Raw genomic sequence first — 12,460 nt, 5'->3', positions numbered from 1 at the left:
TTTCGTCAACAATATTAAAGGTCTAGATTAAAACAGCAGGCAAAATATAAGATAAAAAAAATGCCCACGGTAACCGTGAGCATTTTATCATTTATTCACTCATTAAACCGTGAGCTTTCAACTTTTTGCGTAAAGTACCACGGTTCAATCCGAGAATCTCAGCAGCGCGTGTCTGGTTACCACGCGTATATTCTAGAACTACAGATAGAAGAGGTTTCTCCATTTCTGCCAGCACCATGTCATATACCTGAGAAGGTTGCTCGCCTTGCAATTGTGCAAAATAATGGCGAACTGCGCGATCTACGTGAATACGAAGAGCGACATCAGATTGTGCAGTAAAAATAGGAGATTTGCTATTCATGCGAATTAATCCGAAAAATCAAATATCACTTGGGTAAAGGGATATATAAAAGTGGTTTAAAATTTAAATTCCGTTTTAGGTCCTAAAACGGAAGTTCTAAAACTTGTACATTTAGCTTGCCACAACTCGACGTTTTTGATCAAAAATTAAGCGTAACAATAGTTTAATATTTGTTACCGACCAAAATCAAAACAAAAAAATCTACTCAATACGCATTATCAGGATAAAGCGCATATAAGCTAAACTATAATTGTTGTGAAAATAGTGAGGAGTTTGCAGCACAAAGCTTTCGTGGCGCGTATGATAGCATTGTCTAAGAAAAAGTGAGCAAGAAAACTGCATTTTTTTTACATTTTTTAATAGTTTTTTTCAATATTAAGGTCGAATTATTTCCAAACTATAGGTATCAAAGCTTTTACGTTCCACAGGAAGGCTAAACTTAAATTTAAAAGGACTATTTTGTGGAATTCGTTGTATTCCTGTAAGACTGTCAATCAAATATTCAGAAGGCTGGAAAGAATAAGAAGAAATAATTTCTCCATTATCTTTCAAATTCACCTTGATAATTGGCAGGGCTAAACTTTTAGAATGGTAGTTGATGAGCTCGCCGGTAAATTGAGTCTCTTTCTTCGAAATTTGTTTTATTTTAACTTTATTGGTTGAGATGAGGCGATAATTTTGTTCCATAACCGAACAATTAAATGCCTGACATGCCGTATTAAATAAAGCACTAAAGACAGGGCTATTATTTAGAATTTTCGGGTTAAACCAAAAAAACTGAAAAATAAGTAAACTAATCAAACATAAATTTACAACACCCCATAAAACATAGTTCCAGGAGCTTTTTTTATTCTCTTGTTCTGATTTTTCAGACCAATTAAGAGCAGGGTAAGTGCCAATCGGGTCTGTGCTGAAATAATTTAAATTGTTGAGATAGGTTTTTAAATCAATATTGGAGTTTTCTACTTTTTGATCGAAAATATCTAATAAATGTTGTTTTGGGGGTTGACCTACCATTAAGGTCTCAGCGCTCGTCTCGTTGGATTGAGGGTTTTTATCGTCAAAAATTGAAGAGGAAGTCGATGTAGTAGAAGAAGATTGATCTTTTTCTACTACAAGATGCGTTAACGCATTAAAATTTGTCGAACATTTTGCACAACAAACCATGCCTCGAGCAACTGTCAGTTGAGCCACGGAGACTTTATACTTGGTAAAACAGTTAGGGCAGTAGGTTTGTTTTTCGCTCATGGTCTATTCAAAATTTTAATGGGTAGTTTGTCGTTTTCCCGAAATTCGGCACCAATGTTCTTCACGTTTTTCGACTTCGAGTATATCAAAAAACTCAGAATAAACACTAGAAACATCAGCAACTTGCTCTTCTAATATGCCGGCAAGTGCGAACTCTCCCTCAGATTTAATTAAAGTTGCGAATTCAGGCGCAAGTGCCATCAGCGGGCCGGCAAGAATGTTTGCGACAAACACATCTGCTTTTTGATCTTTAAACTCTGCATTGAACTCTTCAGGAAGTCCAACATAAAGATTATCGAGTACACCATTCAATTCCGCATTTTGTTGGGTAGCAAGCACTGCTTGAGGATCAATATCCGTGGCATATACTTTTTTGGCACCTAATAATAGTGCAGCCACACCTAAAATGCCTGAACCACAACCATAATCGATCACGATCTTATCTTTAACATCCGTTTTACCAAGCCATTGTAAGCACAAGAAAGTACTTGCATGGTTACCGGTACCAAATGCCAAACCTGGATCTAGTTTAAGATTCACAGCCTCTGGATCAGGTGATTCCATCCATTCAGGTACGATCCAGAATTTATCCGCGATTTGAATCGGCTCGTACGCATCCATCCAGGTGCGTTCCCATTCTTGGTCTTCAATAAATTCATGACGTAATGGCGCTTCAGGCATTTGTGCTGTAATAAATGTCATTAAAGCATCAACATCAATTTCTTCGCCTTCTTCTTGTGCGTAGATGCCAGTCACAATGACTTTATTCCAAAGTGGAGTTTCACCTGGAAGTGGTTCAAGTAAGTCCTGATTTTCAGCATCATCTAAAGTTACGCTAACAGCGCCTAATGAACTGAGTAGGGTTTCAGTAAAATCGACTTGAGCTTGATCAACGGTAATATGAATTTGTAACCACTTCACGGAGATAACCTAAATTTGTGTTTTTAAAAATAGCATTGTAACGGAACTCAGGCTTAAACAACTATATATTGATAAAAACTATCCTGAAAATAAAAGGACGTATAGAACATCCCTATATTTTTGGAAGATCAATCAACTCAATATCGTCGCTGGATGTGGCGCGAATTTATTGAGTAACATGCCAAATACAGCGGCAAAAACATACATAAAAATCGAATACACCGCAGCAGGCATGGCAATGGTAGAACTGGCCATGATGGTAAGAGCAATCGTCATGGCAAGTGTACTGTTATGAATGCCTATTTCAAAAGCACAGGCACGTGCTTGTGCACTATTAATACCCAGCAAGCGCGGTACAAAATAACCAATAATCAAACTACATAGACAGAATAAAACCGTCGCCAAACCGATTTGTGCTAAATATTCTAAAATTTGATGACGTTCTTTTACTACTGCGCCAACAATAATCAGTACTAGAAAACTCACCGCAAAAATACGCAGTGGTTTATTCAGTTTTGCCGTGAAGTTTGGCGCATAGTGTCGAATCAGCATACCAATACATACAGGTATGATGATAATGGCAAACACTTGTAATATTTTGCTGAGCTGCAAGCTAATTTGCTGCCCGTCATTCATAAAATATTGAATTGAAAAATTGACAATAAAAGGCAGAGTGAAAGCGGCCATGACTGAATTAATCGCGGTTAAAGTAATGTTTAGTGCAATATCCCCTTTAAACAGGTAGCTAAACAGGTTGGCTGTGCTTCCTCCGGGTGAGGCTGCAAGTAACATTAAGCCCACAGCAAGAAGAGGCGGAAGGGCTAGAACTTTACAGATGATAAATGCAATGCTGACTAAAACAACCAATTGGCAAAACAGTGCAATGAAAATCACCTTAGGTTGCTGTGTTACGCGGGCAAAATCTTTGAGTGTAAGCTCTAGTCCTAAACCAATCATGATGATGGCAAGTGCTAAAGGTAATAAAATGGTAATGATTCCTGAATCCATTCGAAATCTCCTTTTCTTGGTTAGTTGTTTTTTGATTTAGGTGAAGTTATCTTGTACTGATTTTTACTAAATTGAATACTGCTAGGTGTATAGCGGATAAGTAAAGAATATGGAATAGCGAGAATTGACCGTTGATCAGTACAACTATAATTGCATCGATTTACTTTAATCTTCCTGAGTGGAATGAAAGCAATTGAACGGTAGAATCATTAATTTACTTAGATCTGATTCATATTACAGAGTATGCCTATTAAGGGATCTATTGCAGCTATGAATCAGATGTTTTTTACTCATTGAGTGCTTTTGAATTTGCTTCTTTAAGTAGCAGTGGACGTCTTGTTAAAATATAGCCAAATATAAAAGCAAAAACATACATAAAAATAGAATAGATGCCTGCAGGTAGCGCGATGGTGGTACTGGATAACACGGACAATGCAATCGTCATTGCAACTGAAGTGTTATGAATGCCTATTTCAAAGGTACATGCACGTGCCTGTCTATCAGAAACCCCAGCCAGATGCGGTATTAGATAACCAACCAATAAACTGGTAAAACAAAAAAGCGCAGTTGCAAGTCCAATATCGACAAAATATTCAACGATGTTAAACCGTTCTCTATATAATGCATAAAAGAAAATTAAGAACAAAAACATCACGGAAAAAAATCGCATGGGTCTGTTCAGTCTTAATGCAATGTTGGGTGCAATTGAGCGAATAAACATTCCCAAACAAACTGGGATGAAAACAATTAAAAATACTTGGGTGATTTTTTCAGTCGGCATCCCAATTTTTGGATGCTCACCTAGAAAATAATGAATCGACAGATTCACGATAAAAGGTAGCGTAAAAGTACAAATTAGGGAGTTGATTGCGGTGAGAGTGAGATTGAGTGCCACATCCCCTTTAAAAAGATAGCTGATTAAATTTGCAGTCGGTCCACCGGGTGAAGCGGCAAGTAGCATCAAGCCCACGGCTAAAAGCGGCGGAAGTTTTAACAAGATACAGATTAAAAAGGCGATCAAAACCAGAATAATCAATTGTGTAAATAGAGCTAAAAAAATAACTTTAGGATGGCGTTGTACACGAAGAAAATCTTTAACCGTAAGTTCTAGCCCTAATCCAGTCATCATGATGGCAAGCGCCATGGGTAAAAAAAAAGTAAATAGCCCCGAATCCATGGAATATCCTTTTTATATTTTTATCCTTAATATGCTTTGAGTTTAAACCAGTTTTTTAAATTAGCAATATACAAAACGGGTAAAAGTAATCCTTTTACCCGTTAATAATTTGAATAAAATTAGTGTTTTATACTCATTATTGAGACGGAAGTTAAGGTTGGGGCTGCATTTGTGGCTGAGTAGGCATTTGATGTTGCATTCCAGGTGGATGCTGCATTCCGGGTTGGGAGTGCATTCCGGGTTGGGAGTGCATTCCGGGTTGGGACTGCATCGAAGGCTGAGATTGCATTGGAGGTTGAGATTGCATTGGAGGTTGAGAAGTAGGTCTAGGTGCCATAAATCCTAAAGCACATTTACCTTTTATTGCCATGCCTTCAATGTTGATAGATGTGGTGTTTGCATCGCTTTGGCAAATTGAATTTAATTCTGCTTCATCTCCAGTTATGGAAGCATTTTTGGAGGAAGGAAAGAATTGCGGTTCACAGGTACCATTCCAGATAATACCGCGATATGCAAAACTGACTGGCGCGCCCTGACTTTTACCTTTACAAACCTGTTGGTATTTTTGCGCATTATAAACCTTTTCGACTTTATCATTTGCGGAAGCTGAAAATGGCGCGAGACATAAACCACAGAGAATGGATGAGAGCAGGAAATTCTTATTCATCTTTTATACCTTTGTTTGTAATGTACCCAGCATCAAGCTTAAAAAATAACCAAAATAAAACAATGCTAATCAGGTAAATTTTTGCCGATTAAGTGTTTTGTTTCTATAGTAACTCTGCAAAGCATGATTACATTTCAAATTTTTATGAATTGATAGCCAGTCATATCTTCATTGATAAAATCGACTCATTTTGTCAACTTATCTTTCTAAGTTTTGATATAATACTCCGTCATTCTTTTTTATCTCTCAAACCATTATGCATTATCCTAAAGTTTACGATGTCATTGTTATCGGTGGCGGTCACGCAGGTACCGAAGCAGCACTTGCTGCCGCGCGTATGGGTCGCCAGACTTTGCTCTTAACTCATAACATTGAGACTTTAGGGCAGATGAGCTGTAATCCTGCCATCGGTGGTATTGGTAAATCACATTTAGTTCGTGAAATTGATGCTTTAGGCGGTGCAATGGCACTTGCTGCCGATAAAGGTGGTATTCAATTCCGTATTTTAAATTCACGTAAAGGTGCAGCAGTACGTGCAACACGTGCACAAGCTGACCGTATTCGCTATAAAGCTGCGATTCGTGAAACATTAGAAAATCAGGCAAACCTAGATATTTTCCAGCAAGCGGCTGATGACCTCATTGTTGAAGGCGATACCGTTAAAGGTGTTGTGACTCAAATGGGTGTTCGCTTTGATGCGAAAACGGTTGTATTGACGACCGGTACATTCTTGGGTGGTGTGATCCATGTTGGACTTGAAAAATCTAGCGGTGGTCGTGCGGGTGATCCGCCTTCAATTTCATTGGCTGCGCGTTTACGTGAATTAAACTTACCTGTAGGCCGCTTAAAAACAGGTACGCCACCACGTATTGATGCACGTTCAGTTGATTTCTCAGTGATGACGCCACAGCCGGGTGATTTCCCGTCTCCGACCATGTCATTCATGGGCGATGCATCTATGCATCCGGAACAAGTAAACTGCTATATCACCCATACCAATGAACGCACGCATGAAATCATTCGTGGTGGACTCGACCGTTCACCGATGTACACAGGTAAAATTGAAGGTGTAGGTCCGCGTTATTGCCCATCAATTGAAGATAAAATTCATAAATTTGCGGATAAAAATTCTCACCAAGTATTTCTGGAACCAGAAGGTCTGGATACTCACGAACTTTATCCAAATGGTATTTCTACGTCTTTACCATTTGACGTGCAGTTTGAATTGGTTCGTTCAATTCGTGGTATGGAGAATGCACATATCCTTCGTCCGGGTTATGCGATTGAATATGACTATTTCAATCCACAAGCATTGAAATTCTCGCTTGAAACCAAAGCCATTGCTAACTTGTATTTTGCTGGTCAAATTAACGGTACGACTGGTTATGAAGAAGCTGGTGCGCAAGGTTTGCTTGCAGGCTTGAACGCAGCACGCCGTGCTTGGGATCAAGAACAATGGACACCAAAACGTGATGAAGCGTATATGGGTGTTCTTGTAGATGACTTGATTACACTCGGTACAAAAGAACCGTACCGTATGTTTACCTCACGTGCCGAATATCGTCTGATGCTTCGTGAAGACAATGCGGATCAACGTTTAACTGCAATCGGTCGTGAAATGGGCTTGGTTGATGATACGCGTTGGGCAGCTTACTGCGAAAAAATGGAAGCAGTTGAAAAAGAAACAGGTCGTTTACAGCACTTATGGGCTGCGCCAAACAATCCAATGGGTAAAAAATTCGTTGAGATGACAGGTGCGGATTTAAGTAAAGAATGTAGTGCGATTGATTTACTTAAACGTCCAAATATCAGTTTTGCTCAAATTTCAGAATTAACCAATTCTGAAGTGACTCCATTTGTGGGTGAGCAAATTGAAATTGCAGTGAAATATGCGGGTTATATCAGCCGTCAGCATGAAGATGTTGCGCAAATGAAGCGTCTGGAAGAAACACGTATTCCTGCTGAATTCGATTATGATATCGTTTCTGGTCTGTCTCGTGAAATTACCTTGAAACTGAAAGATGTGCGTCCTGAAACTTTGGCACAAGCTAGCCGTATTCCAGGTGTTACACCTGCTGCGGTACAGCTGGTCATGATTACCATTCGTAAGAATGCAGCACAAGCTAAAAAATCAGCATAATTTGCCGATTTGAAAAAACCCGCATTATGCGGGTTTTTTTATCGCCTAATTTTCATGAATAAATTTTGACTATAGTTTAATCATAAATAACTACCGTAAATATAAGTCTTTGAAAACATGTGTTAATAAATAAAACTAAGATTTAAAAAGTCTATTTGTTTAATCTTTTAGGTCTAATTTGATTGGCTTTTATCATTTTTATGCCATCAAATCCGACTATTGTCGTGGTATTTCAATCAATCGATTGGGCAGAGAATAGTGAGATGAATCGTCATTGTAAAAACGATTTGTATACTATTGATGGAGATCAATCATGGCACAAACACACACAGGGAAACTACAAAAAATCTTAACGATATTTTTGTGTTTTTGGGTCGCATTTTTTGAAGGTTTCGATCTTCAAGCACCGGGTATAGCAGCGAAGGGAATTGCAGCAACATTCGGTTTGGATCAGGTTCAGATGGGGTATGTCTTTAGTTTAGGCGTATTTGGAATGCTGTTTGGAGCATTCTTTGGTGGGCGTATTGCTGACTATTTGGGACAAAAGAAAGTCCTGATGTTATCTATTGGTATTTTTGGTGTTTTCATGTCGCTGACTGCAATTGCGCCAAGCGTCGAAGTTTTGTATGCAGCGCGCTTCTTTACGGGACTGGGCTTGGGTGCAGCAATGCCGACCATGATTTCAGTGGTGGGTGATGAAGCGACTGAAGCCAATCGTGGTAAGTTAAACAGTCTGATGTATTGTGGTTTGCCAGTCGGGGCAATTTTCGTTGCCGGTCTTGCAATTTTATTGCCTGAGATTCAATGGCAAACATTGTTCCTGATTGGTGGTTTAACGCCGTTAGTGCTTATTCCATTTATGGCAATGATTCTTAAAGATAAGCCAAAACCTGTAGCTGTAGTGCAAGTGTCTACAGAAGCTGTGCCGGGCATGGCACAAGTATTGTTTAAAAACCAACAATATAAAAATACCTTGCCACTTTGGGTAGGTTTCTTCTTCACGTTGATGATCAATTATATTTTGATTAGCTGGTTGCCAAATTTGCTCATGGAACAGGGTCTGCAAAAACAGCAAGCCTTTATGGTGATGTTGGTATTCCAGGTGGGTGCGGTGATTGGGACTTTAGCTTTGGGTTATTTGCTTGATCGCTTAAAACTTTGGCAGATGGCAGTCATTATCTATAGTGGTTTATTTGTTGCCCTGAGTCTGTTATTCACGACAACTTCTATTCCAATGCTGGTTCTGGCAGGCGTGATGGGTGGAATCTTCTCAACCGGCGGTCAATCAATTCTGTATGGTATTTCGCCAATCTTCTATTCGGGTACGGGTAAAGTGACCGGTGTGGGCAGTGCGATTTCTCTAGGGCGTTTGGGTGCAATGACGGGGCCGTTACTTACAGGGAAAATTTTGGCATTAGGATTGGGAACAACAGGTATTTTAATGGCGAGTTTACCGGCAGTTGTAATCTCTGCTGTGGCAGTAACTGCGCTATCGCGTTATAAATCCGCGCATAAGTAAAATCCTGATCTTAGAAAATAGAATTTTTAAAAACATGATTTAAAAAAGGGAATCGGAAGATTCCCTTTTTTATTGCAATCTTGATTGAAAAAATAATGTCATCTAAATAATTTGCTAAAATGAGCGTATAGCAAACAGACTTATTTTTATATGGCTTATCAACTTATTCCATTATCCATTCAAGCAACGGACAACATTCAGTGTCCACATTGTCAACAAGAAGTCATTAATTGGGCTGAAGAGCAATATGTACAGCCCTGTGAACATACTTTATTTATTGCCATGGATATCGGTTTTGAATATATGACCGATGAATTTGAGCAAACCATGCCACGTTCGGTTGATGATCTGCATGCAAACGATGATCAGGTGAATATGTTTGCAGAAATCACGCAATCAACTTATCCCAATTATTTGATTTTTCAATCTGATTTAGGCATACAAGGATATTCTCGTTATGTGGGTTTTACTGCCTAAAATGAACTGAATAAAAAAAGCTCCCGAAGGAGCTTTTATTTTTTATGGGTAGAAAAGTTTAGTTTTCGATTACTTCTTCTTCTACATCATCATCCGCCGTATCCATGCCCAATTCTTTAAGCTTGCGAGTCAGGGTGTTACGTCCCCAACCCAACAATTCAGCAGCATGACGTTTACGACCACGGGTTTGCTGTAAAGCGGCAGTAATTAAAGTACGCTCGAACATGGGGGTTGCAATGTCGAGAATCTTCATTTCGCCGTTTTTAAGCTTTTGGATTGCCCATTGAGCCAATAATTCATCCCAATGATGCAGCGAAACACGATCAAAAGTACCATGTGGTTGTACTTCATCACCAGAGCGCTGAATTGGAATTTGTTTCAATTCAGATGGTAAATCTTCAGGATAAACCTCACGTCCCGTGATCATTACTGTTAGCCAGCGACAGGTATTTTCTAACTGACGAACGTTGCCTTGCCACGGTAATTGTTGCATATACTCTTGGGTTTCTGGGCGCAAGATTTTAGGATTCACCCCTAATTCTTTACCTGCACGTGCCAAGAAATGCTGCGCCAACATCGGAATGTCTTCACTACGATGGGCCAGTTTTGGAATGTGAATACGGATCACGTTCAGGCGGTGATATAAGTCTTCACGGAAGCGACCATCATGAACCAGTTTTTCCAGGTCTTGGTGGGTTGCTGCAACAATACGCACATCCACTTTGACAGGAATATGTCCACCCACACGATAGAATTCACCATCTGCCAAAACACGCAGTAAACGTGTTTGGGTTTCAAATGGCATATCACCAATTTCATCTAAAAATAGCGTACCGCCGTTGGCTTGTTCAAAACGACCTTGACGTTGCGAGTTGGCACCGGTAAATGCACCTTTCTCGTGACCGAAAAGTTCAGTTTCAATCAGGTCTTTTGGAATGGCTGCCATGTTTAAGGCAATAAAAGGCTTGCTGCTACGTGGTGAATGGCGATGCAGGGCATGCGCAACCAGTTCTTTACCTGTTCCAGATTCACCATTAATCAGTACAGTGATATGCGACTGTGACAAACGGCCAATCGCGCGGAAAACTTCCTGCATTGCAGGTGATTCACCAATGATTTCGGTCGTTTGAATAGGCGGTGCTGTTTTTGCAGATTCTTGTTGTTGTAACTTGGCAATATGCAAAATTGCACGATTCACCAATGCCAATGCTTCATCAATATCAAAAGGTTTTGGTAAATATTCAAAAGCACCGGTTTGATAACTTGATACCGCAGATTCCAAGTCCGAATGTGCTGTCATAATAATGACAGGTAGGTCGGGGTGACTGGTTTTGACTTTGCCTAAAAAGGTTAAACCATCAATTCCAGGCATGCGGATATCTGTCAAAATCACATCAGGCGCATCTATGCTGAGTTGATCAAGCGCAGATTGTGCTTCTTCAAAACTGGTAACGTCAAAACCTTCTTCTTTGAATGTTTTTTCCAATACCCAGCGCATGGCGCGATCATCATCAATTACCCATATTTTATTTCGCGACATGGTTAAACTCCCAAGGTAAATATAAGCTAAAGACTGTTTTTCCTGGAACTGATTGGCATTCAATCATTCCGCTATGTTGATGCATAATATTTTGTGCGATGCTCAAACCGAGCCCTGTGCCTTTAGCACGTCCCGTGACCAGTGGATAAAACACCGATTCTAAAATTTCTTCCGGTACGCCCGGGCCATTGTCTTCAATATCAATACGAACAGCAGAACGCTTTAACACACCATTAATGGTGACAAGGCGCTGAATGCGTGTTCGCAAAATAAGTTCAGGTTGGTGGTCAATAAAGAATTCTTTATTTTCCATCATGGCTTGTACGGCATTTACACTAATGTTGAGCATGACCTGAATCAGTTGATCGCGGTCTGCCATGACATCGGGTAAAGACAAATCATAGTCACGGGTGATTTTGATTTTCTTTTTGGTTTGATTGGTAATCAGTGAGCGGACACGTTCGAGTGGCTCATGTACATTGACTAATTCATAACTTGGCAATTGGCGCGACCCGAGCATGGTGTCCGCCAGATTACGTAGACGATCGACTTCACTGATAATAATGTCGGTGAATTCTGAATATTGAGGATCATTTAAACTACGTGCCAGCAATTGGGTTGCACCACGAATGCCGCCTAAAGGATTTTTAATTTCGTGTGCCACACCACGAATCAGTTGTCGTGCAACCTGGTGTTGTTGAATCAGGTTTTCTTCTTTAGAGATTTTCAACATCCGATCAATCGGATTTAATTCTATCAGTAGAAGTGGGTGATACGGCTTTTGAGAATTTATTTGTGAAACCGTATAATCCACATGCATATCTTTAAAGTTGACACTAATGGTTGCTTCGCGACGTGTATAAGGTTGTCCTGTGACAAAGGTATTCAATAACGCTTCTTCGGTATTAAACTCATCATCCGGCATATGCAGTAAATTTAAGACAGGTTGACCTGAAGCACGCAGCAAACTAATGTCGAACAAAGATTCACAAGAAGAATTTAAATAAAAAATATTCAGCTGGCTATCGACCAGTAAAATGGCGGTGGTTAAGTTATCCACTAAAAGGCGATAGTCGATCCCGACGGGTTGATCCATTAGCGAAAGCATCCTGTATTAAAATAGCGCAATGGCATCTGCACTTCTTGTCATTTCTCCCTGTTATGGGACATTCAACGAGTTAAACGTTGTCGAAATAAAGCAAAATGCACGCCAACTTTGAGCACATGTGTAAATAAAAATTCTGACGCTATAAAAGTGTGCTTTTTGTTGTTTGATTACAGAATTTACCTAGCATAGTAAAGGAAATAAAAATATTAGTGAACCAAAATGGTGCATTTAAAATATTTGGCAAAAATATAGGCATATTTTGGTGCGTGATGCAAAGAGTCGGCTTTCTACCTA

At 39.6% G+C, this 12,460-nt stretch carries 11 protein-coding genes; 3 read left to right on the top strand and 8 right to left on the bottom strand.

What is annotated here, in order from left to right; all coding sequences use genetic code 11:
* Window positions 1-91: 91 nt before the first annotated feature.
* The 6 genes from fis to HLH14_RS05475 form a co-directional block, all read right to left on the bottom strand.
* Entirely contained in the window at window positions 92-361 is a 270-nt protein-coding gene (fis, locus tag HLH14_RS05500) for a DNA-binding transcriptional regulator Fis (protein ID WP_001086304.1), read from the bottom strand.
* 375 nt (window positions 362-736) lie between these two features.
* Entirely contained in the window at window positions 737-1,609 is an 873-nt protein-coding gene (locus HLH14_RS05495) for a DUF3426 domain-containing protein (RefSeq protein ID WP_067724517.1), read from the bottom strand.
* A 15-nt stretch (window positions 1,610-1,624) separates the two neighbouring features.
* The gene (gene prmA, locus HLH14_RS05490; RefSeq protein ID WP_067724519.1) at window positions 1,625-2,530 is read right to left on the bottom strand and encodes a 50S ribosomal protein L11 methyltransferase; all 906 of its coding nucleotides are present in this window, start codon (window positions 2,528-2,530) and stop codon (window positions 1,625-1,627) included.
* Between the two features lie 132 nt (window positions 2,531-2,662).
* On the bottom strand, window positions 2,663-3,538 hold the full coding sequence (locus HLH14_RS05485) for a bile acid:sodium symporter family protein (RefSeq protein ID WP_067724521.1): 876 nt from the start codon (window positions 3,536-3,538) through the stop codon (window positions 2,663-2,665).
* A gap of 286 nt (window positions 3,539-3,824) precedes the next feature.
* Complete coding sequence (locus tag HLH14_RS05480; RefSeq protein WP_067724523.1) at window positions 3,825-4,715, bottom strand: bile acid:sodium symporter family protein; 891 nt, start codon at window positions 4,713-4,715, stop codon at window positions 3,825-3,827.
* A gap of 151 nt (window positions 4,716-4,866) precedes the next feature.
* The gene (locus HLH14_RS05475; protein WP_067724525.1) at window positions 4,867-5,382 is read right to left on the bottom strand and encodes a hypothetical protein; all 516 of its coding nucleotides are present in this window, start codon (window positions 5,380-5,382) and stop codon (window positions 4,867-4,869) included.
* 256 nt (window positions 5,383-5,638) lie between these two features.
* On the opposite strand from HLH14_RS05475, the gene mnmG reads away from it, so the two are divergent.
* The 3 genes from mnmG (at window position 5,639) to HLH14_RS05460 (ending at window position 9,518) form a co-directional block, all read left to right on the top strand.
* Entirely contained in the window at window positions 5,639-7,522 is a 1,884-nt protein-coding gene (gene mnmG / locus HLH14_RS05470) for a tRNA uridine-5-carboxymethylaminomethyl(34) synthesis enzyme MnmG (protein WP_067724527.1), read from the top strand.
* A gap of 313 nt (window positions 7,523-7,835) precedes the next feature.
* Window positions 7,836-9,041, top strand: a complete 1,206-nt coding sequence (gene mhpT, locus HLH14_RS05465) for a 3-(3-hydroxy-phenyl)propionate transporter MhpT (protein ID WP_067724529.1) — start codon at window positions 7,836-7,838, stop codon at window positions 9,039-9,041.
* A gap of 150 nt (window positions 9,042-9,191) precedes the next feature.
* Window positions 9,192-9,518, top strand: a complete 327-nt coding sequence (locus tag HLH14_RS05460; protein ID WP_067724532.1) for a hypothetical protein — start codon at window positions 9,192-9,194, stop codon at window positions 9,516-9,518.
* 58 nt (window positions 9,519-9,576) lie between these two features.
* Here HLH14_RS05460 and glnG read toward each other — a convergent pair whose 3' ends face one another.
* Both glnG and glnL read right to left on the bottom strand, forming a co-directional pair.
* Window positions 9,577-11,058, bottom strand: coding sequence for a nitrogen regulation protein NR(I) (glnG, locus tag HLH14_RS05455; RefSeq protein ID WP_067724534.1), 1,482 nt, complete (start codon window positions 11,056-11,058; stop codon window positions 9,577-9,579).
* Window positions 11,045-12,154 carry a nitrogen regulation protein NR(II) gene (gene glnL, locus HLH14_RS05450; RefSeq protein WP_067724536.1) on the bottom strand — a complete coding sequence of 370 codons (1,110 nt, stop codon included), beginning with the start codon at window positions 12,152-12,154 and terminating at the stop codon, window positions 11,045-11,047. The genes glnG and glnL overlap by 14 nt, the downstream gene beginning before the upstream one ends.
* Window positions 12,155-12,460 lie beyond the last annotated feature (306 nt).

The organism is Acinetobacter terrae (assembly GCF_013004375.1).
GTDB classification, from domain to species: Bacteria; Pseudomonadota; Gammaproteobacteria; order Pseudomonadales; family Moraxellaceae; genus Acinetobacter; species Acinetobacter terrae.
Note: the sequence above shows the minus strand (reverse complement) of the source record. Positions and strands in the feature narration are given on the sequence as shown.